This is a genomic window from Schaalia cardiffensis (assembly GCF_016405145.1).
Taxonomy (GTDB): Bacteria; Actinomycetota; Actinomycetes; order Actinomycetales; family Actinomycetaceae; genus Pauljensenia; species Pauljensenia cardiffensis.
On sequence record NZ_JAEKIA010000006.1, the window covers coordinates 1 to 24,952 of the forward strand.

Annotated in this window: 17 protein-coding genes, 2 tRNA genes and 2 pseudogenes; 9 read left to right on the forward strand and 12 right to left on the reverse strand. The window is 58.8% G+C overall.

The annotated features are described in order from the left end of the window. Nucleotides 1-296 precede the first annotated feature (296 nt). The 10 genes and pseudogenes from JFX23_RS04605 to dnaA all read right to left on the reverse strand — a co-directional run bounded on the left by JFX23_RS04605 (nucleotide 297) and on the right by dnaA (nucleotide 11,672). Nucleotides 297-369, reverse strand: a tRNA-Ala gene (locus JFX23_RS04605). Nucleotides 370-379: 10 nt separating this feature from the next. Then, the gene (locus tag JFX23_RS04610; RefSeq protein ID WP_005962775.1) at nucleotides 380-517 is read right to left on the reverse strand and encodes a DLW-39 family protein; all 138 of its coding nucleotides are present in this window, start codon (nucleotides 515-517) and stop codon (nucleotides 380-382) included. A gap of 30 nt (nucleotides 518-547) precedes the next feature. Then, a tRNA-Ile gene (locus JFX23_RS04615) sits at nucleotides 548-624 on the reverse strand. Between the two features lie 244 nt (nucleotides 625-868). Next, nucleotides 869-1,258: a DUF3566 domain-containing protein gene (locus JFX23_RS04620; protein WP_005962772.1), complete on the reverse strand. Its 390-nt coding sequence runs from the start codon at nucleotides 1,256-1,258 to the stop codon at nucleotides 869-871. Beyond that, nucleotides 1,255-3,951, reverse strand: a complete 2,697-nt coding sequence (gyrA, locus tag JFX23_RS04625) for a DNA gyrase subunit A (protein ID WP_198775923.1) — start codon at nucleotides 3,949-3,951, stop codon at nucleotides 1,255-1,257. The genes JFX23_RS04620 and gyrA overlap by 4 nt, the downstream gene beginning before the upstream one ends. A 66-nt stretch (nucleotides 3,952-4,017) precedes the next feature. Next, nucleotides 4,018-6,030, reverse strand: coding sequence for a DNA topoisomerase (ATP-hydrolyzing) subunit B (gene gyrB / locus JFX23_RS04630; protein WP_207382566.1), 2,013 nt, complete (start codon nucleotides 6,028-6,030; stop codon nucleotides 4,018-4,020). A gap of 225 nt (nucleotides 6,031-6,255) precedes the next feature. Continuing rightward, nucleotides 6,256-6,993, reverse strand: coding sequence for a DciA family protein (locus tag JFX23_RS04635; protein WP_198775924.1), 738 nt, complete (start codon nucleotides 6,991-6,993; stop codon nucleotides 6,256-6,258). A gap of 401 nt (nucleotides 6,994-7,394) precedes the next feature. Continuing rightward, nucleotides 7,395-8,573, reverse strand: a pseudogene (gene recF / locus JFX23_RS04640) (DNA replication/repair protein RecF); the annotation flags it as partial. A gap of 3 nt (nucleotides 8,574-8,576) precedes the next feature. After that, on the reverse strand, nucleotides 8,577-9,713 hold the full coding sequence (dnaN, locus tag JFX23_RS04645) for a DNA polymerase III subunit beta (RefSeq protein WP_198775926.1): 1,137 nt from the start codon (nucleotides 9,711-9,713) through the stop codon (nucleotides 8,577-8,579). Nucleotides 9,714-10,202: 489 nt separating this feature from the next. After that, on the reverse strand, nucleotides 10,203-11,672 hold the full coding sequence (gene dnaA / locus JFX23_RS04650) for a chromosomal replication initiator protein DnaA (protein ID WP_198775927.1): 1,470 nt from the start codon (nucleotides 11,670-11,672) through the stop codon (nucleotides 10,203-10,205). Nucleotides 11,673-12,137: 465 nt separating this feature from the next. Here dnaA and rpmH point away from each other — a divergent pair, with 465 nt between their 5' ends. The 9 genes and pseudogenes from rpmH to JFX23_RS04695 all read left to right on the forward strand — a co-directional run bounded on the left by rpmH (nucleotide 12,138) and on the right by JFX23_RS04695 (nucleotide 21,267). Then, nucleotides 12,138-12,278, forward strand: a complete 141-nt coding sequence (gene rpmH / locus JFX23_RS04655; RefSeq protein ID WP_003791379.1) for a 50S ribosomal protein L34 — start codon at nucleotides 12,138-12,140, stop codon at nucleotides 12,276-12,278. A gap of 10 nt (nucleotides 12,279-12,288) precedes the next feature. Beyond that, the gene (rnpA, locus tag JFX23_RS04660) at nucleotides 12,289-12,645 is read left to right on the forward strand and encodes a ribonuclease P protein component (RefSeq protein ID WP_198775928.1); all 357 of its coding nucleotides are present in this window, start codon (nucleotides 12,289-12,291) and stop codon (nucleotides 12,643-12,645) included. Continuing rightward, a pseudogene (yidD, locus tag JFX23_RS04665) lies at nucleotides 12,639-12,968 on the forward strand (membrane protein insertion efficiency factor YidD); the annotation flags it as partial. The gene rnpA and the pseudogene yidD, both read left to right, overlap by 7 nt. 184 nt (nucleotides 12,969-13,152) lie before the next feature. Further along, entirely contained in the window at nucleotides 13,153-14,493 is a 1,341-nt protein-coding gene (gene yidC / locus JFX23_RS04670) for a membrane protein insertase YidC (RefSeq protein WP_198775930.1), read from the forward strand. A 69-nt stretch (nucleotides 14,494-14,562) separates the two neighbouring features. Next, nucleotides 14,563-15,102, forward strand: a complete 540-nt coding sequence (locus tag JFX23_RS04675; protein WP_198775931.1) for a Jag family protein — start codon at nucleotides 14,563-14,565, stop codon at nucleotides 15,100-15,102. Continuing rightward, a complete protein-coding gene (gene rsmG, locus JFX23_RS04680) occupies nucleotides 15,099-15,863 on the forward strand; it encodes a 16S rRNA (guanine(527)-N(7))-methyltransferase RsmG (RefSeq protein ID WP_198775932.1) in 765 nt (254 codons plus the stop codon). Before JFX23_RS04675 ends, rsmG begins: the two co-directional genes overlap by 4 nt. Before the next feature lie 662 nt (nucleotides 15,864-16,525). Then, a complete protein-coding gene (locus tag JFX23_RS04685; protein ID WP_198776016.1) occupies nucleotides 16,526-17,356 on the forward strand; it encodes a ParA family protein in 831 nt (276 codons plus the stop codon). A gap of 1,599 nt (nucleotides 17,357-18,955) precedes the next feature. After that, entirely contained in the window at nucleotides 18,956-20,494 is a 1,539-nt protein-coding gene (locus JFX23_RS04690) for a ParB/RepB/Spo0J family partition protein (protein ID WP_198775933.1), read from the forward strand. 143 nt (nucleotides 20,495-20,637) lie between these two features. Then, entirely contained in the window at nucleotides 20,638-21,267 is a 630-nt protein-coding gene (locus JFX23_RS04695; RefSeq protein WP_233050587.1) for an HAD family hydrolase, read from the forward strand. 965 nt (nucleotides 21,268-22,232) lie between these two features. On the opposite strand, the gene JFX23_RS04700 is transcribed toward JFX23_RS04695, so the two are convergent. After that, the gene (locus JFX23_RS04700) at nucleotides 22,233-23,255 is read right to left on the reverse strand and encodes a D-alanine--D-alanine ligase family protein (protein WP_198775935.1); all 1,023 of its coding nucleotides are present in this window, start codon (nucleotides 23,253-23,255) and stop codon (nucleotides 22,233-22,235) included. 155 nt (nucleotides 23,256-23,410) lie between these two features. Then, the gene (locus JFX23_RS04705; protein ID WP_198775936.1) at nucleotides 23,411-24,742 is read right to left on the reverse strand and encodes an aminotransferase-like domain-containing protein; all 1,332 of its coding nucleotides are present in this window, start codon (nucleotides 24,740-24,742) and stop codon (nucleotides 23,411-23,413) included. Nucleotides 24,743-24,952 lie beyond the last annotated feature (210 nt).

Below are 24,952 nucleotides of genomic sequence, written 5' to 3' on the forward strand. Positions count from 1 at the left end.
ACGGGCCCACACACTACGACAACGCCTACAGCCCCGACACCGGCTTCCACACCCGAAAAGGCTGGGCCGGACGCACATAACCCCCACGACACGCCCGAGCGATGCCACACTTTCCTGCCGGTAACCCCACTTTCCTGCCGGTAACCCGAAGAACACAAGCTCTCCCCCGCTCCTCGACTCTGTTTCGCAAGCCCGGAGCGATGGCCACACCAATAACAGCACCATGCCGCTTCTTCGCGTGAAAACGAAAAACCCCCGTGCACGCTTTCGCCTGCAGCGGGGGTGTTTCTATTCTGTGGAGCTAACGGGACTCGAACCCGTAACCCCCTGCTTGCAAAGCAGGTGCGCTACCAATTGCGCCATAGCCCCCAGTGAAGACTCAGTCTTCGTAAGGTTCGTCCGTGACGGACTTCCACAACTCAACGTTATCGGAGAGATCCTCGAAGATTTGACGAATAACAACGCCGACTGCAACTGCCGCGGTGACCGCTGACAGGGCTGTGATCCACTTCTTCATTGGGGATCTCCGTCTCTCGTGCGATGCGGATGGTGGGCCTAGGTGGGCTCGAACCACCGACCTCAGTCTTATCAGGACTGCGCTCTAACCTACTGAGCTATAGGCCCATCCGTGCTCTCTCGGGCACCGCATTATCGTAACCGCCCTCGAGTTGCACCGGCAAGTCCGTGGACGTGAGGTGCGGCACGACGCTCCTTGAAGAGCACAACCTGTCCCGCCTCAAGGCTCAACTAGAAGCCGCGCGCCAGATGAAGCCGCGTGCCACGTCACGCTATGAAGCTCGACATCAAGCCGTGAAGCTCGGCCCGGCGCACACCCCACCTCAAGGCACGCCAGGGGCGGGCGCGCGCCTCATTCATCCATGAGGGAAACTTTGATTCCGCCCACCAGGGAGGCGATGACGTTGTAGAGCATCGCTCCCAGGGTTGCGGTCGCAGTCAAAAGCACGACATTCGAGACCGCCACGATCGTCGCATAGGACAAGACCTTCGGCAGGCGCAGGTAGTCGAGCAGGGAGGTGAACTTCTGAGCTCCGATCGTCTTGAGGAACTCCTCAATCGTCGAAAAGACGTGCATCCCATCGACCATGAACCACAAGACCGCGGTGCCAATAACCATCGCAATGCCCAGGGCCACGGACAAGAGGAAACTGACCTTCATGACCGTCCAGGCGTCGACGCGTGCGATCGCGAGATCAACCCTGCGGGGGACGTCATCGTACACGCTGCTCTGCTCGCTCATTCCTCGTTGCCTTCCTCACTGGATTCCTCCTCAGACGCTACAGCCTCCGAGCTCTTTTCGATGGTGTTCTCGCCCAGAGTGGCGGTCTTCTCGCTTGAAGACTCCTCCGAAGCCTCACCAGAAAGCTCCTCTGACATCACGCCTGAGACCTCGCCAGACGTTCCGCCAGAAACCTCATCCGAAAACTCGTCTTCGTCCTCGTCGATGTCGCGCTCCGGATTCGGCGTGATCGCAATAATGCGGTCATCCTCATCGGGGCGGGCGAAAATCACACCCATCGTATTGCGGGCGGTCGGACGCACATCAGAAGCATTGACTTGAACGAGTTTGCCGGATTCCGTGATGACCATGACGTCCTCGTCCGGGTTGACGACGAGGGCGCCCACGAGGCCACCTCGCTCATCGACGAGTTTGCCGACGCGCACGCCAAGAGTGCCGCGCCCCTTCCTCGGATACTCCTCCACGGGTGTGCGCTTCGCATAACCGGACTCGGTGACGATGAGCAGATCCGAGCCCTCGCGGGGCACCTCCATGGACAAGAGCTCATCGTCGCCGCGGAACTTCATGCCGCGCACGCCCGAGGTCGAACGCCCCATGGGACGCAGATTCTCATCGCTCGCGGCAAAACGAGCGGCCTGTCCGTCACGGGACACGAGGATCAGATCCTGGTCGGAGGTGATGACCTGCGCGGACACGAGCTCATCGGGACGCCCCGCCTCGTCCTCGCGAAGGTTGATCGCAATGATGCCGCCGGTGCGGGCCGACTCGTAGAGCTTGAGCGGAGTCTTCTTGACAAGACCGGACTTCGTTGCGAGCACCAGGTAGTCGGCGACCTCGTAATCACGGATCGCGAGGACTTGCGCGATCTTCTCCTCAGGCTGGAAGGCCAGGAGATTCGCGACGTGCTGGCCCTTGGCGTCGCGACCGCCCTCGGGAATCTCATAGGCCTTCGCGCGATACACGCGCCCAAGGTTCGTGAAGAACAGCAGCCAATGGTGGGTGGTCGTGACGAAGAAGTGCTCCACCACGTCGTCGCCTCGCAGCTGGGTGCCGCGCACGCCCTTGCCGCCGCGCTTTTGGGAACGGTAATGATCGGTGCGGGTGCGCTTGGCGAAGCCGTCGCGAGTGATGGTGACGACCACATCCTCTTCGGGGATGAGGTCCTCCATGCTCATTTCCCCATCGAAGGGGACAATGCGGGTGCGCCTCTCGTCGCCGTACTTCGCGACGATCTCTCCAAGTTCTTCGGAGATAATGCTCCGCTGGCGCTCGGGGCGCTCCAGGATGTCGCGCAGGTCCGTGACACGCGCAGTGAGTTCGGCGTGTTCGTTGAGGATCTTTTGGCGTTCGAGGGCGGCGAGGCGGCGCAGCTGGAGGGCGAGGATCGCGTCAGCCTGGACGCTATCCACGTCGAGGAGCTCCATCAAACCGGTGCGCGCCTCCTCAACCGTCGGGGAACGCCGGATGAGGGCGATGACCTCATCAAGCGCATCCAGGGCCTTGAGGTAGCCCTCGAGGATGTGGAGGCGTTCCAGGGCTTTGCGGAGGCGGAAGTTCGTGCGCCTTTGGATGACCTGCATCTGGTGGGCGACCCAGTGGCGGATGAAACCGTCAATCGACAAGGTGCGCGGCACGCCGTCGACGAGGGCGAGCATGTTCGCTGAGAAGTTCTCCTGCAGGCTCGTCCTCTTATACAGGTTGTTGAGGACGACTTTGGCGGTGGCGTCTCGCTTGAGGACGATGACGAGCCTTTGGCCGGTGCGCCCCGAAGTTTCATCGCGGATGTCCGCGATTCCCTGGATCTGGCCGTCGCGCACGAGCTGCGCGATCTTATCTGCCAGGTTATCGGGGTTGACCTGGTAGGGAAGCTCAGTGACGACGAGGCACTGCCTGCCGTGGATCTCCTCAACGTTGACGACTGCGCGCTGCGTGATTGAGCCGCGGCCCGTGCGATAGGCGTCTTCAATGCCCTTTCGTCCCAGGATCGTCGCACCCGTCGGGAAATCCGGGCCGGGGATGATCTTCAGGAGGGCTTCGAGGAGTTCTTCACGGGAGGCCTCGGGGTTGTCGAGCGCCCACTGGACTCCCTTGGCGACCTCGCGCAGGTTATGGGGAGGGATCCTCGTCGCCATGCCGACCGCGATACCTTCGGAGCCGTTGACGAGCAGGTTCGGGAAGCGCGAGGGCAGGATCGCCGGTTCTTGGTTCTTGCCGTCGTAGTTGTCTTGGAAATCGACGGACTCCTCGTCAATGTCGCGCACCATCTCCATGGCGAGGGGCGCCATTTTGCATTCGGTGTAACGCGGAGCTGCGGGCCCGAGGTTGCCGGGGGTGCCGAAATTGCCCTGGCCGGCGACCAGCGGATAGCGCAGCGACCACCATTGCACGAGGCGCGCGAGGGCATCGTAGATCGCCGAATCACCGTGCGGGTGGTAGTTGCCCATGACATCGCCGACGATGCGGCTCGACTTCGAGAAGGACGAGCTCGGACGGTATCCGCCGTCGTACATCGCGTAGAGGACGCGACGGTGCACGGGTTTGAGGCCGTCGCGCACGTCGGGCAGGGCTCGCCCGACAATGACGCTCATCGCGTAGTCGAGGTAGGACCTTTGCATTTCGACCTGGAGGTCGACCCTTTGAACACGGTCAAAATCGACCGTTTCTTTGCTCGGGGTGGTCTTCTCGTCGCTCACATTCGTCCTTCGTTTGTTTGTCGATGCCCTAGGCCGGGCGTTTCGGCCCCTGGCGTCGTCTCAGTGTCAGATGTCGAGGAAGCGCACGTCGGAGGCGTTGCGCTGAATGAAGGAGCGGCGACGGTCGACGTCGTCCCCCATGAGGATCGTGAAGATCTCGTCCGCGTCCGCCGCCTCATCGAGGGTGACCTGTTTAAGGATGCGGTGAGCCGGGTCCATGGTGGTTTCCCACAGCTCATGGTCGTTCATCTCACCCAAGCCCTTGTAGCGCTGGATGCCGCCTTCCTTCGGGAGGCGGTGTCCGGCAGACTGGCCTGCGGTGAGGAGCTTGTCGCGTTCCTTATCGGAGTAGGCGAATTCGTGCTCGGCGTTCGTCCATTTGATGCGGTAGAGCGGCGGCATCGCGATATAGGTGTGTCCCTGTTCGATCAGGGGGCGCATGTATCGGAACAGGAGGGTGAGCAGGAGCGTCGCAATGTGCTGACCGTCCACATCCGCGTCGGCCATGATGACGATCTTGCCGTAGCGGAGCTTGTTGAGGTCGAAATCCTCGCCGATTCCCGTACCGAAAGCGGTAATGAGGGAGCGGATGGTGTCTGAAGACAGGGCCCGGTCCAGGCGCGCTTTTTCAACGTTGAGGATCTTGCCGCGGATCGGCATGATCGCCTGATGTTCGGGGTCGCGTCCACCGACGGCTGAACCTCCCGCAGAGTCGCCCTCGACGATGAAGATTTCGCAGTCTTCGGCCTTGCGCGAGGAGCAGTCACGCAGTTTGCCGGGCATGGAAGCGGATTCGAGGACGCCCTTGCGTCTTGTCGCTTCGCGGGCCTTGCGGGCGGCGACTCTGGCGGCCTGAGCTTGCTGACTCTTCTGGATGATCGCCTTCGCTTCGGCAGGGTGGGCGTCGAACCAGTCGCCGAGCTGCGAATACACCTGCTGTTGGACGAAAGTGCGGGCCTCGGTGTTGCCGAGTTTCGTCTTCGTCTGGCCTTCGAACTGGGGTTCGCTGAGTTTGATGGAGATGACGGCGGTGAGTCCTTCGCGGATATCGTCGCCCGTGAGGTTGTCGTCCTTGTCTTTGATGATGTTCTTCTCGCGCCCGTAGCGGTTGACGAGAGTGGTGAGTGCGGTGCGGAACCCTTCTTCGTGGGTGCCGCCTTCGGTCGTGTTGATCGTGTTCGCGAAAGTGTGGACCGAGGACGAGTAGGCGGTCGTCCATTGCATGGCGATCTCGACACTCATCGTGCCTTCGTCGTTTTCCGATTCGAAGTCGATGATCTCAGCGTTAACGACATCGTTCTTCTTCGTCGAATCGATGTATTCGACGTAGTCGCGCAGGCCGTGCTCGTACATGTAGCTGACGGCGCGGTGACCGGGAACCGGATCGTCGGCTGTGCCGAGCTCGTCGCCGGTGATTTCGTCGCCATCGTCGACGGCGGTGGGCCGCTCATCGGTCAGCGTGATGCGCAGGCCCTTGTTGAGGAAGGCCATCTGCTGGAACCGCTGACGCAGGGTCTCGAAGGAGAAGACGGTGGTTTCGAAGATCTCGGGATCGGGGTAGAAGGTCTGTGTCGTACCGGTTTCCTCGGTTGCTTCTCCGCGGACGAGTTCGGTGATCGGATGTCCGCCGTTCGCAAAAGACATGCGCCACACGTAGCCCTGACGGCGGATGACTGTGTCGACGCGGGTTGATAGGGCGTTGACGACGGAAATGCCGACGCCGTGCAGGCCACCGGAAACCGCGTAGCCGCCGCCACCGAATTTACCTCCGGCGTGCAGGATCGTCATGACGACCTCGACGGTGGGCTTGTGCTCGCTCGGGTGTTCATCGACGGGGATGCCTCGACCGTTGTCGACGACTCGAAGACCACCGTCTTCGAGGATCGTGACCTCGATGTGGTCGGCGTATCCGGCGAGTGCTTCGTCGACGGAGTTATCGACGACCTCGTAGACCAGGTGGTGGAGTCCGCGTTCGCCGGTCGATCCGATGTACATGCCCGGGCGTTTGCGGACGGCCTCTAGCCCCTCGAGAACGGTGATGTCCGAAGCACCGTAGCCTTCGGACCCGTCGGTCGTCATCTCGTTGTCAGCCACACGGCTCCCCTCGTACGAGTCGGGCCTTCGGACCCGACGATTCACCTGTGTAATTCTACCAAAAGCACCTATTGGGGCCTTTTTTCCACTGGCTGTGCGCCTTCCTTCATATACTGTCTGAGCTGCGAGAACACTCGTGTGACGAGGGCCACTGGCGTGCTCGGTGGTCCGGAGCGGAAACTCTCGTGGAAAAAGCGGGTTCCGCTTGCCTCATCCGTAGGTGTCGCGAGGGCCGCGGCCGGGCACCGAGAGTGGCCCTTTTCGCCACGAGGGCGCGACCGGGCCACGGATGATGACCTGAGTGACGACTCCCGGGCCGACTTCTTCGTCGATGCGCCTCTCGATCGTGGCGAGCAGCAGGTGCAATTGTTTTGCCCATGCGGTCGAAGAGCATCGGATGATCAGCGTCTGGTTCTCGAAGGTCTCCACTTCGGAGTGTTCGGCGACTTGGGGGCCGACAATCGCCGGCCATTTCGCCATGATCGACCCCATTTTCGTTGGCGTATCCCACTGGTTCTTCTTCACCATTGACGCCAGCACTGAGCCAATCGGCTTCGAGTCCCTGAACTTCAGGTGCATCGCCGCCATTCCTGGAGCTTTCGCCCATGTCGAGCGCGCGCGGATCCTCGCCCGCTCCAATGCATGCAGATCGCCCCCGAACTCACCCAAGGCCCCGGTATCACCGGGTTTATCGTGGACTCCCCCACTGTCCTCGCCTGTTTCCTCGGCCTTGGTTCCACCTGACTCATTTCCTTGTCCAAATTCAATGGCCGAGGCCTCAGAAGTGCCGGTCAAAGAGCCGAGGGAGGGGCGGGTCTCTTCAAGCCCCCAGCTCGGCGCGGCAGAGCGGACATAGCCCTTCGCCCGGGCGATCCTTTGGGCCTGCGCCAAAGCTCTGGCGAGATATTCTTCGCCGAATCGAGTTCCCGCAGGATCTGGGGCACCCATCGGATCACTGTTCACAGGTGGATCGGGAGTCACGAGGCCGCCACCGTATCCGCTTCAGGCACAAAAGCCTCATCCTTTGGACTCGAGGCGGAAGCAGGAATCTCAGCTCTGCGTTCACCCTTGCTCTCAGCATCCTCGCCGATAGCGGGATCGACACCCCCAAGGACATCGGGATTGACACCTTCGCAAACACCGGAGCTTTCGTTCTCAGCTGCCCCGGATTCATGACTGTCGGAAGTTGCGGATTCAACATTCACGGTAATTGTGGGCCTAGCGCTATCGGAGACGCTGGGGTTGACACCCTCGCTGACGCTGGGCTCAAAGCCCTCGGAACCACTGGGTTCTTCACTCTCAACGAGAATAGGCTCAGCGCTTTCCTTAGCTCCAGGCTCTTCGAGGAGGACCTGGGATCCGAGGACCGGATCCCAGTGGATTTTCAGCACATGCGAATCCAACTCGGGGGGAACATCAGCTTCAACAGCGGCCGTAATGATCACCTGGTCGGCAGCATTGATGCGGGTCGCCAGGCCTGCCCGGCGTTTGGAGTCGAGCTCTGCGAACACGTCATCGAGGATCAATATGGGCGTCTGCCCGTCAAGACGCAGAAGATCGAAGCATCCCAATCTCAAGGCGAGTGCAACCGACCAGGACTCGCCATGACTCGCGAATCCTTTCACGGGCATGCGTCCGAGCTTCAAGCCCAGGTCGTCACGATGAGCGCCCACAAGATTCACTCCACGCTCAATCTCTTGGTCGCGCATCCTGTCGAAAGCCGCAAGAAGGCGACGCTGCTGCGCTTCAACATCACCGAGATCACCACTGCCAGGATCATCCGGGTTCGTCCCGATTGTCCGATCAATGGAGGCGTCGAAGGAGAGTTCGAGGCGACGATGAGAATCGGCGACATCATCATAGGCCCTAGCCGCAGGCTCGGACAGGAGTGAAACAACCTTGAAACGGGCGGCGCTGACCTTCGCTGAGAGTTCCGCGAAGCGTTCATCCCATACCTCGATTGTCGACAAATCCGGGGTCCGGCCGCGCCGCAGTTGAGACTGCGCGTGTTTCATGATTGCGGCTCGTTGACGCAATACCCGATCGAAGTCTGCTTTGACCTGCGCATACAGGGGATGCATCTGGATGGCGATCTCATCGAGGAAGGCTCTTCGCACACTCGGGTCGCCTCGAACGAGTTGCAGGTCTTCCGGGGCGAACACGACGGTGCGGACAAGGCCGAGGATTTCGCGGGGACGAACATTCGCCCGGTTGATGCGCGCACGATTCGCTTTGCCGCGCACAATCTCGAGTTCCACGACCTGTTCACGATCCTCATCACGCACGGTCTTCACGCGGACAAAAGCTCTGGCAGGCGCAGGCTCTTCCTCGTGAGTGGGAATGCGTACGAGCGACCCTTCAGCGGAAACGCGGTGCGAAGAGAAAGTCGACAGGTAGGCGATCGCTTCAACGAGGTTCGTCTTGCCTTGGCCGTTGTGGCCGAGGAAGACAAGAGGGCCTGCGGGCAGCTCGAGGACGACGCGCTTCCACGAGCGAAAATCGTCGAGCGCGAGGTGCGAGACCCGCATCTGTCACACGCCGAAGCGAATCGGCATGAGGAGATAACGGAAGGTCGTGACCTCGCCCTCGTCGACCTTCGTCTGACCGGTCATGACGGCCGGCTTATTCGGGTGGGTGAAGCCGAAGCGCACGTAGTCCGTGTCCATGACCGAGAGGCCATCAATGAGGAACTGGGGGTTGAAGGCGGTCGCAATGTCTTCGCCATACAGGCTCGCCTCGAGTGCTTCGGAGGCTTGAGCATTGTCACCCTGCCCGGCTTCGAGAACGAGGCTGCCATCCGTGAAGGAGAGTCGGACGGAGGTTTTTCGCTCGGCGACGAGGGACATGCGCTTCACAGCTTCGAGGAGGGCATGACGATCGCACACCGCCTGGATCGGAGTCGATTCGGGGAAGAGTCGACGAACCGGCGGGTAGTCGCCGTCCATCAGGGTTGAGGTGGTGCGACGGCCCGAGGCTTCAAAGCCGATCAGCGAGGACGCTCCTTGCTGGGAGGAGTCCGAAATGCCGAGTTCAACTGTTTCACCTGAGGTCATCGACTTCGCGACATCTTGCAAGATTCGAGCCTTCACGAGGGCGATGTGCTCGAAGGCGGGATCTGCGGGGGTCCATTCGAGCTCACGCATCGCAAGACGGTAACGGTCGGTCGCAAGGAATGTCATGTGCTCGCCGTCGATCTCCATGCGCACACCGGTGAGCAGGGGGAGGGTGTCGTCCCTGGACGCGGCGATCGACACTTGGGAAACGGCCTGGGAGAGGACCTGGGAGTCGACGGTGCCCGCAGTTTGCGGCTGGGCAGGAAGGAGCGGGTACTCGTCAAGAGGCATGACTGCGAGAGTGAAGTGTGAAGAACCGCAGGTGAGCTTCACTTTTTGACCGTCGAGTTCGATTGTGACGGGCTTGTTCGGAAGGGACTTCGAAATGTCTGCGAGGAGGCGACCGGAAACGAGGACTTCACCCGCCTCTTCAACGGTCGCGGGAATGTGGGAGTTCGCAGAAACCTCGTAGTCGAAAGAAGAAAGGGTAAGTTCTTCGGCCTCAGCCTGGATGCGCACGCCCGCGAGGATCGGTGTGGCCGGGCGAACGGGCAAGGCACGGGCGGTCCACGAAACTGCTTCTGCGAGAACGTCGCGGGCGACGGTGAACTTCATTCCGGCCTCCGTGAGAACAAGACGATATGCCTCCCCACTCTACCCGTGATCTTCGCTTCTTTGACACTGTGAAGAAGAAAGCACTGATCGTCAGCGTATTCGACAAGCTCTCGACTGTCTGGAACAGGAGTTTTCAACCCTGTGATCTCAGGTTCGGTAACAAGAAGAGAGTGTCGCCAGCTGCCTGCGCTGCTGGTGGTGATGGGGTTTTTCTTGTCATTCAAATGACAAAGAATCCTTCATCATCAGCTGTGTGGACACTGTGGAAACACGGACTTGTCCTTGCAAATCACAAGTTTTCACCCGTGCATCGAGTCGGGGATGAATCTGGGGAGAGGGCACGTTGACCTGTGAATGACAAAATTCCTTGTTCGTCTGTGTCCACAGATCCCGAGGAGGAATCCACAGGCGGGGATGTTCAGTGCACTGAGGAACTCACAGAGCCTGTGGACGAGTTTCGCTCCCCCTGTGCGACTCTGCGGCCGTGTTTCAGTCGCCCCGGGCCTTCTTCTTGATGCGATTCGTCAGCTCCGAGACATGGTTGAAGGTCTCGCGCTTTTCCTTCATGAGGGCGAGGATCTTCTTGTTCGCATGGATCACGGTCGTGTGATCGCGTCCGAAAGCTTGGCCAATCTTCGGCAGCGACAGATCCGTCAGTTCGCGGCACAGGTACATGGCGATCTGACGGGCTTCGACGACCGAGTGGGAGCGATCCGTTGAGCACAACTGGTCAATGGTGACGCCAAAATATGCGGCGCACTGGCCCATGATGAGGGCGACTGTGATCTCATTGTCGTCCGGGTCGGAGACATAGTCCTTGAGCATCATCTCTGCGAGGGAGATATCGATGCGTTCCTTCGTGAGGTTCGCGTAGGCGACGACACGCACGAGGGCGCCTTCGAGCTCGCGAATGTTCGAGGAGATTCTCGAGGCAATGAACTCGAAGACCTCAGGTTGGATCTCGAGGGCGTCAGTGGCGGCCTTTTTCTGCAGGATCGCGATACGTGTCTCGAGATCTGGTGGCTGAACATCAACGAGGAGGCCCGATCCGAAGCGAGAAGTGAGTCTCTCTTCGAAGCCATTGAGGTAGTTCGGGTGGACGTCGGAGGTGATGACGATCTGCTTATCAGCTTCGTACAGGGCGTTGAAGGTGTGGAAGAAGCCCTCCATCGTCTGCTCTTTATCCCCAATGAACTGGATGTCGTCAATGAGGAGGATGTCGAGTTCGCGGTAGCGGCGATGAAACTCCTCGACGGCGGAGTTATCGGTCTTGTTCAGTCGGATCGCGTTGATGAACTCGTTCGTGAACTCTTCAGAGTTGACGTAGCGGACTTTGAGCTTGGGGTAGAGCGAGAGCGCATAGTGGCCGATCGCGTGCAAAAGGTGAGTCTTGCCCAGGCCCGAATCCCCGTAGATGAACAGGGGGTTGAAGGAGGAGCCCGGTGATTCTGATGCGGCCAATGCGGCGGCGTGGGCGAAACGGTTCGAGGGGCCGATGACGAAGGTGTCGAAGGTGTACTTCGAGTTCAATCGGGTTGGCTGTCCGCCAAAATCCGCGGGAGATCCCGAAGTCGCTGGGGTCGGGGTCGACGTTGACGCTGAAGCTGGGGACGGGAAATGTGTGGCTGGGATGGCTGATTGCGCTGGGGAGTGCGCTGGAGTCGCAGGGCCATCCTCTTCGGCCTCGTCATCTTCAGTGGCGAAGGAGGGATCGACCGTGATAGCGATGCGGATCTTCTTTCCGAGAGTTTCGGATAGAGCCGTGGTCACTTCGTTCGAGGCCTTGGATTCGATCCAGGTCTTTGTGAACTCGGAGGGAACGGCGAGGAGGATGGTGCCTTCGATGTTGCCCAGAGGAGTGGCGCTCCTCAGATAGGTCGCGGCTGCGGGGCCCAAATCATGAGTGGAGACGGCGTCAAGTGCTTTGAGCCATGCATCGGCCAGGGATGTCGTCTCCACGTGAAGTCCTCCAGAATCGATCTTCAGTGATGTCAATCACCGGATCATAGCTTCGAATGGGCGATCCGGTCGCATGCCACTGTATCTGTCCCCAGGCGCATTCACAGTCTGGGGATGAAACTGTGGAAAGAGATCTGCGAATCACATAAATGTAGTTACATCAATGGGTTGCGGCGATTCTGCGGAAAGAGGGTTTTCCACAGCCCTGTGGACGCCGAAGCTGCATTCACACAATGTGGACAGAAGAGTCCACAGAGAATTCCACAGGTGTGGACACGGGGAGTGCGTCACAACGAGCTCGGGCGCGTTGACTCACTCCCCCACTCCCCCTAACCTAGGTGTCTGTCTGTGCCCGAAATTCGGGCATGCCATCGATTCCTGCGCAGGTCGTCTGCGGTGGGATCGCCACCAAACGACCGATGAGTGGTGGATAGCCGTCCACCACTTTCGCCGAGGAGAACTGCAGTGACCACCAAGCGGACCTTCCAGCCCAACAACCGTCGTCGTTCCAAGACGCACGGCTTCCGCCTGCGCATGAGCACCCGCGCCGGCCGCGCCATCCTGGCTGCCCGCCGTCGTAAGGGTCGCGCCAAGCTGTCCGCCTGAGACCGCACTGGTGCTGCCTCGCGCACACCGGATGGTCGATCCTGAAGATTTCCGCCTCACTTTCCGAAAGGGAGCACGAGCCGGGAACCCGGTCCTGATCGTCCACGCTCGAACCGACGAGGAAGGCAATGACCGCCTCGTCGGTTTCGTCGTGCCTAAGAGGGAGATCAAAAGGGCCAACGGCCGTAACCGTGTGAAAAGGCGGCTCCGACATCTCATGAGAGAACGCCTCGACACCCTGCCTGAGGGGAGCAGAGTCGTCGTCAGAGCCAGCGGCAAAGCACTCGAACTCAACTCACACCAGCTCGCCCACCATCTCGATTCCGCCCTCGAAAGAGCCTGGAAACGCTGGGATCCCACATGTTGATTCCCACTCCGAGCGCACTCGTGCGAATGGTGTTCACCGCCCCAATCCGCCTCTACCAGCAGTTCCTCTCACCGGCGCTCGGACCGCGCTGCCGCTACTCGCCAAGCTGCTCGACCTACGCCCTCCAAGCGATTGAAACCCACGGAGCGATCAAGGGCATAGTGCTGGGGTGCTGGCGGCTCCTCAGATGCAACCCTTGGACTCTTGGCGGCGTTGACCATGTCCCCGAAAAGGGACGATGGACCCCGGATCCGTGGATTCCTCCCGAAGACTGGGTCGGCAACGCAATCATCGAAAGGCCCCTGCCCATGGGCATGAGCCCGAATATGGAGAGCAAGGACAGCATCGACCTCGAAGACGAGGGCCAGGAAGTGTCGATCCGCCCCGGCAGCGTGCACCACCCCATTGACGAGGCACACAGCCCCGACCTCGTCCCCGAAAACCACCCGGCGAAAGCCGGACAATCGAAGGGCGCCCCTGGCGTCCGCGCATCCTGAAGGAGAACACATGTTCGACAAGATCCTTCATCCCTTCGCCGTCGCGGTGGCGTGGGTATGGGTAAAGATCCACGACTTCCTCGTCCTACTCGGATTCTCCTCCGGATCCGGCGTGGCATGGGTGATTTCGATTGTCCTGCTCACGATCATCGTGAGGATCTTGATCCTGCCGCTGTTCCTCAAGCAGATCAAGAGTTCGCGGGCCATGCAGGCCATTCAGCCGGAAGTGAAGCTTCTCCAAGAGAAGTACAAGGGCAAAACCGATCAGGCTTCGCGCGTCAAACAAAGCGAAGAGACACAAGCCCTGTACAAGAAGTACGGCGTCAGCCCCTTCGCATCCTGCCTTCCGCTCCTCGTTCAACTTCCCATCCTCTTTGCGATGTACCGCGCAATCTACGCGGTGAAGGACCTCGCGGCCGGCACCTACACCTACGCGGGCATCGAGGCCGATCGCCTCGGACCGATCACCCAGGAACTGGCCTCCTCCATTAACGGCTCAACCGTTTTTGGCGTGCCCCTCTCGCACACAATCACCTCAGGTGATGGCATCGCAGCGATCATCGTTTTCGTCATCCTCATCGGCGCGATGATGATCCTCCAGTTCTTCTCCATGAGGATCTCCATGGTGCGCAATATGCCGCCGATGGACTCGAACAATCCGATGATGCAATCGCAAAAGTCGATGCTCTACGTCATGCCGCTCATGTACCTCTTCTCCGGCGGCTTCTTCCAGATGGGCGTCATCATCTACATGGTCACAGCTGCCCTGTGGGCGATTGCGCAGACCTACTGGACGATCAAGGTCATGCCCACCCCGGGATCTTCCGCTTACGAGGAACTCCTCAAGCATCGTCACGACAAGTACCTCGAATGGGCCAAACCCTTCTTCGCCTCCTACGACGAGGCCCGCTCTGCGCTGCCCTCCGCCGCGGATGATGCCCAAGTCCTTGAGCTCAATGAGAAAACCTTCACTGAGGCAGCCGCTCAGGCGAAGAAGCTGAAGGTCGCGACCGACTTCCCCGAGTCTATGAGCCCCGGCGAGAAGATTTCAATTTTGCGCAATCTGGCGAGCCAGGAATGGACAACCCTGCCCGATGAAGTCTGGATGCGCACGCTTCGCGCGGCCGCCGAAAAGGCCGAGGAACGCCGCAATCAGCAGGTCAAGCGCGAGCAGAACAAGCGTTTGTCCCGCGAAGAACGTCAAACCAAGGCTCAGCGCCAGCGCGCAGAGGAAGCCCGCAAGGACAGTGCCTCTGACAATCCAGCCGGATTGAGTGCCGAGGAGATCGAGCGCCGCCGTCAGGAGCGTCGCAAGGCCCGTCGCAAGCAGAACAAGAAGAAGGGCCACTGAGCCTTAACACGAGGGCTCAGGCACCCTTGTCCCCCAGCCATCTAGCCCTGTTGAATTGGGAGAACACTCATGACTGAGAACACCAGCACGGACAAGCTCACCCGCCTCGAGGAGGAGGGTGAACTCGCCGCCGACTACCTTGAAGAACTTCTCGACATTGCCGACCTCGACGGCGATATCGAGATCGATGTGGAGAACGGGCGCGCAAGCGTTGAGATCATCTCCGAGCACTCCTCTGGCCTGGATCGTCTTGTCGGTGAAGACGGAGAGGTCCTCGACGCCCTCCAAGAGCTCACTCGCCTTGCGGTCCAGACTGAAACTGGTGAGCGTTCGCGCCTCATGCTCGACATTGCCGGCTTTCGCGCCGAACGCAAGGCCGAGCTCCAGGACCTCACCATGGAGGCGATCGCACGCCTTCGTGCCACTGGCGAAGCGCAAAAGCTCGAGGCGATGAACCCCTTCGAACGCAAGGTCTGCCACGACGTTGTCGCCGAAGAGGGCTTCCTTTCCGAGTCAGAAGGCGCCGAACCTCACCGTTGCGTCGTCATCTTGCCCGCTGAAGAGGACGAGGTCGAAGAGGCGGAGACTGACGGGGCCGAGGAAGAGTGAAAGACCTCAAGGGGGTTGATGACCCCACTCTCAAGGGGGTTGGTAACCTCCCTTCCTCGAAGGAACAGGCTCAACTTGAGGACCCTGCGACCCTTGCCGTTCCAGATCCCCTTAAGCGTAAAGTCGGTGATCCTTTCGAGCCTGAGCAGCCCACGGAAGCAGTCAAAGAGTTCTTCGGCTCGGCATTCGCCGATGTTGAGGAATACGTTCACATGCTCGAAGAAGAGGGTGAGCTTCGCGGCCTCGTCGGACCACGGGAAATGCCTCGACTCTGGTCGCGTCACGCGGTGAACGCTGCCGCTGTCTTGGACTTCCTTCCCCGCAAGGGCCAAGTTCTCGACATCGGCTCTGGCGCAGGCCTTCCGGGGATCGTCATCGCGATTTGCCGACCTGATCTCGATGTTCACCTTGCCGAACCGATGCAGCGCCGCTGCGAATGGCTTTTCGATGTCGTGGAGAACCTCGGCTTGGACAATGTGACGATCCATCAGGCCCGCGCCGAAGAACTCAGGGGCAAAGGGCAGGCCGATGTCATCACAGCCCGCGCAGTTGCCAACATGTCGAAGCTCATCCGCATGACGACCCGTTTAATCGCTCCAGGTGGTTCCCTCGTGGCTCTTAAGGGGCGCCGCGCCGCCATCGAGATTGAAGAGGCCGCTAAGGAACTCAAGAGCCACCATCTGCGCGCTGAGATCCATGAGGTCCCATCGATTATGGAGGACGAGTCCACATACGTGGTGGTCTGCAAGCGTCAGAAGTAGGCCAGGTTGAGAGTGAGAGCGAAAAGCGAGGTGAAGCCCGGGCCCACGGCGGGGTCGGAGCTCAAGGCTTAGTCGCTGAGGCCGGATTTGAGGCGTGTAGCGGGACGAGGCCGGAGGCGTATGCCCGTGTGAGGACTGAGGTGTGCGTTGGCACGGGGCCGGGGTGTGCATCTGGGCTGAGTCCGGAGGCGAGTAGCGGGGCGAAGTCCTTGGCATATGTCGCTGTGGGGGCGGAGGAGTGTGCCGGGACGGGGCCCTTGGCGTACGCCGGTGTGATATGCGGCGTGAGAGCCGCAGTGAGGTCGGTAGCGAAATCGGGGAAAACGCTTCGGGGCCGTGAGATCCGAGGCGCCTGCCGGGTGAGAGCTGGGACCAGATCTGTGGCGAGATCATCAGATCTGTGGCGAGATCCGGGGAGTAGGCCGAGACTCACTTTTTGCCCGAGACACGCCCTCTGTGTTTACCCCGATCTGGGACCTGGTCGAGGCCGAAGAGGTTATCCACAGGGGATGTGTCGTCCATCATCCTGAGGTGGGCACGCAGGCGGTCTCACTACTTGCCCACGCGGCCACGTACACTGGGCGGGGCATCAAACGGAAGGGAAGAGAGTGAGCAACCCGAAGAGTCAGGATACTCCCCTGCTCTCCCAGATCGAGCAGAACATGCACGATCAGAGAATGCTTGATAACGCATCTTTCGGTCGGCCTTCACGCACACGCGTCATCGCGGTCGCAAATCAGAAGGGCGGGGTCGGTAAGACCACGACAGCAGTGAATCTCGCTGCCGCACTCGCCCTCGGAGGGCTTTCGGTCGTGGTCGTGGATGCGGATGCCCAAGGTAACGCTTCGAGTGCTTTCAGCATCGAGCATTGCGCAGGAACTCCCTCAACCTACGATGTGCTCATCGGCGGTGCCGCCCTAGCCGATGTTTTACAAGAGTGCCCCGATATAGAAGGTCTTCGCGTTTGCCCAGCGACGATTGACCTTTCAGGTGCAGAGATTGAACTCGTGGATCTGCCGAGGCGTGAGTTCCGTTTGGCTGAGGCAATGAAGGAGTTTCTCGCTGTCACGCGCGATGTTGATGTCGTCATTGTCGATTGTCCCCCCTCTCTTGGACTCGTGACTCTCAATGTCATGGTCTCTGCAGATGAGGTTCTCATTCCGATTCAAACGGAGTATTACGCGCTGGAGGGCTTGAGCCAGTTGTGGAACACGATTGAGCGGATTCGGAGCGAACTCAATCCAAAGCTTCACGTGTCGACGATGCTTTTGACGATGTTTGATCGGCGTACTCGCCTCTCCGAAGAGGTTGAAGCCGAAGTTCGAGCGCATTTCCCCGCCCTTACTTTGAACACGGTCATTCCTCGTTCGGTGAGGATCTCCGAAGCGCCGAGCTTCGGCCAATCGATCATCACTTACGAGCCTCGAAACACAGGGGCCCTTGCCTACCGGAAGGCTGCCCTCGAGTTGAGTTTGAGATTCGCGCAGGACTGAGGAGGAGAGCCGAGGGTGGTGCTCAAAGCGGAGTTGAAGGAAACTTTGGCGATTTTTGGTTCGGCTTTGACTAAGTGAGCCTCTGATATTCTGCTCTGCTCTGCCCTGGTCTGCCCTGGTCTGCCCTGGTCTCGTCGGGTCTGGTCTGCTCCGGCCTGGGATGAGTGATTGTCTTCCGGTGTTGTCGTTGCCTGAACATTCGTCTGAGATCGCAATCTCTGAAACGTCATTCGAGCAGCGTATTGTGCCGAGTGTCTAGACAATGTTGAACCTCGGGGGATCTGTTCTCAGAGCATCGCTGTTCTCAGCGGAGCCTTGGAGTGGAGGCTCGCATAGTTGTGTACACGTTTGATGGTCGGTCCTCCTATCGGATATCGGTCGACGCACCTCGTAATCGTTCCGTTGTGAATCTCGAGGAATGTTGATTCTAGGGAGGAACTTGTCGAGGTCTTGAGCAAGAGTCGGCATTGAGAAGCAATTGAGGATTCACGACCGCAGTAGTAGAAGGAGTAATTGTGCCGAATCGTCTTTGACTTGGATTGATTCATATGGAACGTTTCATTTAACGGGATCTGAGGACGCACCTCTCTTCGTTTTCGTATTGAGCTTGTGCGTTTGAGTTTTTGTCGCTACAGAGTCCAACTGATGCTCAGAGATGATCGCAGGATTTTATGAGAACGTTTATCACCTTGAGTGTTTCACGTGAAACACTTCGGCGCTTCTGCCCCTGTCTTAGGCGCTGTTCTTGGCGGGCGGCATCTCCGCGCGCTACTTCGGAATGAGCAACTCGGTGTGATCTGCGGATATATGGAAGAGGAGGCGGTCTTCTCAGATTGATTGCTTGAGGACCGAGCGAAGAAGGTTGAGATCGCCGAAGTGCAGGGATAACAGCAAAGAGCTGTAAGAAGGCAATAACTCATGAACATCCGCAGGAGCGCTCCTTTGGATGCAACTGCGAGCACGAGCTTCACCTCGGAGGGCATCTCCGAAGAGGCGGGGCCGGAGGGTATCTCGCTTGTCTGTTCACGGCGAAGCTAAGTCGTCGCGGTCGCGGGGGCATCTGGCGTCAATGACAGTGCAATGTGGTGATAAGCCGAATGCACGATCAGGCGGTGGTGAGCTTTGGACACCGGGATATGGCGCCCGTAGCGCAGAGCTCCGCAAAGAATAACGAATGAATAGCGTTCTTGGAGGAGGAGCCCTATACCTGAGTAGATTCACCCATTGAGCAACAGCGCCTCTTCAATGGTGCGGAGTGAATGCATGAGTTTCGCTGAGTGTCCAATGGGAGGAAGTCGTTCAAACCAGGCCTTGGAGAGTCTTTCTCATAGGCGGTTCGGGGGAGACAAAAGGCTAAGCAATGAAAGCTGATTTTGGCTGACGAACGGCAACGAAGAAGCCGTCGCTCTCCTCTTTGAAGAGCTGCACCTTGGTTGTCGTGCTGCTGCCGCAAGGGCCGGGGAAGCCCCGCCTTCGAAGACGCAGATAGTGTTCTTATTCGTAGATGCACAGCGAAGCTAGTGTCCACAGTGAGTTCCATCCCGGATGAGGATCGTTGTTTCACGTGAAACAATGGAGTTCGATTCAAGGAGGATACGGATGTCTCAGAAGAAGTCTCCCCGTGGCGCGGGCCGTCATTCAGCGCTCGGACGTGGGCTTGGTGCACTGATTCCGACGCAGGTTGACGAAGTCAATGTCGAGGAATCGTCGCAGGTAGATCCTCTTGACGTCTTCTTCCCCGCACGTCCGAATACCACTGCACTTCAAAGAGGCGGTTCCGCAAAAGGTCTGCTTGTACCGAAGGCCGCAACATCGAAGACCCCCACCTCAAGGAAGACAAGAGTGAGCTCCTCGGGCTCGCCTCTCACCGAGTTCGAACCTCCTGCCAAAGAACTTCAGGAGGTTGCAGAAGTTGAGGAGACTGCTCCAAGAAGCCCCAACAAGAAAGCCTCCGACGCAACACATGCCAGCACTAAGATGCTCGGCTCCACCGGTTCAAAGCCGAGAACTACTCATTACAACGCCGAAGCCCAGCGAGAGGTTTCAGCTAAAAGTCGATTTGCTTCGCAGCAGGATCTCAGCACCACCGCTAAGAAGACGGACGCGATGCTCGAAGAGCAGACCAGTACAACAGCCGAAAAACGATCGGGCACGGGGTCATCTTCCACTGCTGAAGAACAACCGCGGGCCGCACTTTCATCGGTTCTCTTAGACGATGCTCTGAAGGATGCTTCAGCTCAGTCCTGCAATAGTGTTTCACGTGAAACATCGGATGAGCTTCTTCCCGTGCCCGGCGCGAGCTTTGCCGAGATTCCACTCTCGTATATCGTTCCGAACACCCGTCAGCCTCGTGAAGTGTTCGACGAAGATGATTTGGCTGAGCTCCGAGATTCGGTTCTCGAGGTCGGAATCCTCCAGCCCATCGTTGTTCGTCCGATCGACTTCACAGCTGACATGTCCAAGCGGTTGGAAGAAAGCCTGGAGGAGAAGCCTGAGGCACGCTTTGAGCTCATCATGGGTGAGCGTCGACTTCGAGCGGCTGAACTCGCAGGGCTCGACAGGGTTCCAGCAATCATTCGACAAACTGAAGACCAAGACCTCCTGAGAGATGCTCTACTCGAAAATCTTCACCGAGCCCAGCTCAATCCGCTTGAAGAGGCATCTGCATACCAGCAGCTCATGGCAGATTTTGGGGCCACACAGGAGGAGTTGTCGAAGAAAATTGCACGTTCACGCCCGCAGATTGCCAACACCCTCCGTCTCCTGAAGCTTCCGCCCACAGTTCAAAAGAAAGTCGCGGCGCAAGTGATCTCCGCTGGGCACGCGAGGGCACTTCTTTCCCTTGAAACGGTCGAGGATATGGAGCTTCTGGCTGATCGTATCGTTGCGGAGGGTCTCTCTGTTCGCACAACTGAGGAGCTTGTTCGACTTGGACGCGCTAAGGCCGCACCTCGTCCACGTACCCGAACACGTCCGGTCATTTCTGCACTCGGCGAGCAGGTTGTTTCCGCACTTCAGGATGCCTATGAAACCCGGGTAAGTATCACCGAAGGAGCCAAGAAAGGCAGGATCGTCATCGAATTCGCGGGTCCTGAAGATCTTCGCCGAATCGCAGACTTAATTTCTGCACAACACTAAAACTCAAAGACCAAAGTGCCGCTAGGCCCCTCATGCCTGCCCGTTCTAATGGCCACCTTGAGCTCGTGCGATTCACCACTAAAGTGGTCGCATCGAAGCTGAGACGCGAGAATGGACGCACATGCACTGACAAGGAGGCGTACATGGTCGAGTCTTCGGCACCCATCACGGCCTTCTTCGATGTTGGTGGGGTGATTGTCAACTCCCATCCCAGTGCTCAACACATTGCAAGCCTCATTGGCGATGGACGACAGTCTCTTGTGAACTTCGTTGATCAGGCGATGTGGGCGCATCGTGACGGGTATGACGCGGGCGCCTCCGACCGCGAGTTCTGGGACCGAGTCGCAGGTGACTGCGGGAAGCCTGCAGTAACTGATGAGCTTCTTGAAACCCTTGTCGAATACGACTCAATGCGCGTTCACCAGCCAGTTCCTGAAACAATTGAGCTACTGAAGGACTTGCATGCCCAAGGAATCCGCCTGGGGATCCTTTCGAATGCTCCACGTCCGATCGCGAATGAGATTCGGCGAACTCAGTGGGCCAAGTATTTCGAGAGCTTCACTTTTTCCTGTGACACCGCGTGCTGCAAGCCCGATCGACCAATCTACCGAGCTGCCCTTGAAGCGATGGGGATCGAGGCTAAGGAAGCGGTCTTCTTCGATGACCGGAAGAAGAACATCAGAGCGGCCGAGTTGCTTGGCATTCGCGGAATCATGTGGACGAATGCCGAACTCGCGCGCCGTGATCTCATTGACCTCGGAATGCTCGCTTAAGCCGTTCTGCTCCTCGCGCGTATGCAATAGAAAAAGCTAGGCAGAGGCAAGACGGAAGTAGGGTCCCACATAGTAGTGCGAGCGCTTGTTGAACTAGCTGCCCAGGACCTAGGCGCGGGCAGATCGATGCAGCCGGGTTGGATATTCTCGCTGTGTTGCTCAATGAATCGGGCTAGCCATGGGTGGACTGCACGTCGGAACGAAGCAAAAATCTTTCAGAGGCAAAATAGCTCGGAACAGGCAGCTTGCCGACGAGTCAATAGGGAGGGTTCGCACTCTGGCCCCCACGAGATTGGAACAGAGGTGGAGATGGGAGCGGTGGCGGGGGCAAGAGGTCCGGGCTAAACGACGTCCCAACTGCCCAATCTGTCGGCTTAGACAGAAGAATCGTGCGGGCCGGTACATCGGCTGAGACAGAAACATCGTGCTAACCGATAGCCCGGGTTCACCGATAGGAAGACGTAGCTGAGGGGGATAGGTCGCTGGAATCCTCTATGATCTCTCGAATACAGCGGAAATGGCGGAGTCGAGGGAGAGGGGTGATCTTGATGCGCAGAGCCTGCCGCAGACATGGAGATTTAGCGCAGCTTGAGCGTAGAGCCCAAAATCCCCCGATCCTGAACCAACAGCACGAGCGAAGAAGGCGTACATAGTTCGCTCGAAGCCCCGTCGATACCATTGAGGGGCAGCAGAGGCCCGGTCTCAGGGAAGACACGCACGTTCCGTAGAGTTCAGATGTAGTGCCGCCACAACACCCAAGTGAAGCGGAAAACCCACACTGGATTCGGCAGTGACTCCAAGAAGTCCCTCTCCCGCCTCAGGAGCTATTCGCCGTCATGCGAGGACGCTTGAAGCCGCAACCCTCTTGTGAACTGTGGGCGTCGGCTAAAGGAAAGAGAGGCTATTGGCGAGCAGTGGCTGCGAACGGCCAATTGTCTTCGACAACTCCTCCTGCTTGGTTGAGCTCAGCCTTCTCCGTCCTCAGAAGCGATTCCATCCTCGGAAAGAATTCCCTCCTCTGAGCCCATTTCGTCCTCGTCAATGACAGGCCGTCCTGCTGCAACGAAGTCAACGATTCGGCAGCACAATTCTGCGAAACTGCCTGCGTTCTCCGCAGCAAGGGGGAGGAGGGAGGTGTCGGTCATGCCGGGCGTGACGTTCGCATCTATGAACCAGCATGTGCCCTCATCGTCGACGACGAAGTCAATACGGGACAGATCTCGCAAGCCCAAAATTGTATGCGCTTCGATTGCAGCTTCCCGAAGAACATCAAGCTCATCGCGCGTGAAGCGAGCCGGAACAAAATACTCGGTCTCATCGGTCGTGTAACGAGCGGCGTAGTCGTATTCACCAGTGTCCGTCGCGATCTCAACCGGAGGTAAAGCGAGCGGGCCCTCTTCGAGGTCTATAACGGAGACAGCGATGTCGCGTCCTTGAATGAACTCTTCGATCATGATGTGCTCGCCATATGCGAATGCTTCAACCATCGCCGAACGCAACTCGGCGGGATCATGCACGGTTGAAATGCCGAGGGCGGAGCCGCCATCGGTCGGCTTGATGACCAGAGGAAAGGAGGTCTGCGCTTCGATAGCTTCGAGGACTTGAGAGGCACCAAGTTGACGGAAGAGAACCTGGGGGAGTGCTACCCAACCGGGAGTCTCAAAATCAGCAGCTCCGAGAAGTGCCTTAGCTGTTGGCTTATTCGATGCAAACTTCGCTTGTGTCGATGCTGAACCAACGAAGGGAACGCCAATTGCTTCGAGCAGTGTCTGAAGGGAGCCGTCCTCGCCAATAGAGCCGTGGACCAGAGGCCAGATCACATCGGGAGCGAACTCTTCAATGACTGAGAGGAGTCCTTGATCAACATCGCTGAGCCGAACCTCGTAGCCCGCCTCTTGGAGAATATTGGCAACTCGGCGACCGGAGCGAACGGACACGTCTCTTTCATGCGTGAGACCTCCGGCGATGATGAGGACCTTCGACTTCACGGTGTATCTCCTGTTCTCCTTCAATGCTTCATGCGAGTTCAGAATTGCGGTGTTTCACGTGAAACATTGAGTGTGAATCACTATAGGTGTTGGCCAAATCGTATGTGATGATCTAAAGCGTTCATGGGCAGCCATAGTCGCTCTGTTCAGCGAGCTCAGAGGGCATTGGGCGCAGGGGCAACGCCCGGCCCGACCTCGTCGATGTCTTGTTTGTGGAAGCCGACGCCGAACATATCCACGAGTTCTTTCTCGGCATTGACGACAGTCGACAGCCTGCGCACGCCCTCGCGAATCTGCTCCGGCGTCGGATAGCAGAAGGACAGCCGCATGTGGTCTGCGCCCTGACCGTCGTAGTAGAAGGCTGTACCGGAGACATAAGCGACCCGCGCACGAACAGCGCGAGGCAGCATGGACTTCGCGTCGAGTCCTTCGGGCAGGGTCACCCAGGTGTAGAAGCCACCTTCGGGATGGGTCCATGAACAATCAGGCATGTATTCCTCGAGCGCGTTCAGCATCGCCTCGCAGCGCTCCGCATACATTGCACGGAAGGCCTTCACCTGCGAGTACCAGTCGTAGTCGCTCAGGTAATCGGCGATTGCCATTTGGCCGATCATCGAAGGCGAGAGGATCGCCGACTCTGACGCCAAGACGAGCTTGTCTCGAATCGCGTGGGGTGCGTAAGCCCAACCAATGCGGAAGCCGGGCGCAAACATCTTCGAGAAGGAACCGAGATAGACGACGCCTTCGGGGGAGAAGGATTTGAGTGAAGGCAGTGGATCGGCGTGAAAACCGAGGAGACCGTAGGGATTGTCCTCGAGAATGAGGACGTGCTCTCGCATGCAAATCTCAGCGATGAGCGGACGACGCTCCAAAGACAGAGTCACGCCCATTGGGTTGTGGAAGTTCGGAATCGTGTAGAGCATCTTGATCGTGCGCCCCGAAGCCCGAACATCGCGAATGACTTGCTCAAGAGCTTCGGGAATGATGCCCTCATCATCCATGGGGACGTGAACACAGTCCGCCTGTCTGGCGCGGAAAACGCCAAGCGCGCCCACATACGAGGGTGCTTCAAGCAAGATGACATCGCCCGGGTCGATGAAGAGCTCGGTCATCAGGTCAAGAGCTTGCTGAGAACCGGTCGTGATAACGACATCATCTGGGTCTGCGCCGACGATTCCCTCGTAGCTCATGACTTCGGTGATGCGTTCGCGCAAGACCTCCCAGCCCTGACCAGAGCCGTATTGCATTGCCTGTGCGCCCCGGGTGGAAATGAGGCGTTTCGCCGACTCTGCGAGGCGATCAAGAGGAAGGTCTTTCAAATTCGGCATGCCACCGGCGAGAGAGACGACCTCGGGGCGCGAGACAACGGAGAACAGAGCGCGGATCTCGGAAGCTCGCAGGTTATGAGCTCGTTCAGCGTAGGCATCGAACCACGGGTCGAGTCGATTTCCCTGCGGATTGCTGTCCGGATGCGCTGATGTGCTCACTGAACCTTCCTTACCTCGTTGATCGTTGCACTCGGGCCGAGCCGGTGGGGCAGCCGTTCGTGGCCTAAAGCCAGATCGGCGAGAGCCCTGGCTCCAGTCCCGGGCCCGGTGCGCCTATTCACAATGTTCGAGGCCGAGCCGTGGATCCTCAGGCTCCGACCTCGTGCCGCCGCCGAAAAGCTGGGAGGCTGACCGGCATACTCGGTGACG